A 249-nucleotide genomic window follows, 5' to 3' on the forward strand; every position below is an offset into this window, starting at 1 on the left:
TCACAGTACACCACATAGCGACAACTACAATCTGCGGGCAGCTCATTGATCGCTGCACGAATCTTGTCTAGCACTTGTAGGTCATCCCGAGCAATCTCAATAATGCGCAAGCCTTCGCTATGATAAGCTTGTAGCAATGCGCGAATCAGTGATGATTTACCCGCACCGCGTGTACCCGTCATCAGCACATGATTGGCGGGATAACCTTTTAAGAACTGGCGCGTGTTTTGTACCAATTTTGCCTTTTGC

The 249-nt window shown here is 48.2% G+C and carries 1 protein-coding gene; it reads right to left on the bottom strand.

Annotated features, from left to right (window positions below):
* On the bottom strand, positions 1–249 hold a 249-nt coding region (locus AAEZ06_RS27910; RefSeq protein WP_350617411.1), incomplete at both ends, for a DUF815 domain-containing protein.

Origin of the sequence: Pseudomonas sp. HY7a-MNA-CIBAN-0227 (assembly GCF_040310325.1) — a bacterium.
Taxonomy (GTDB): Bacteria; Pseudomonadota; Gammaproteobacteria; order Pseudomonadales; family Pseudomonadaceae; genus Aquipseudomonas.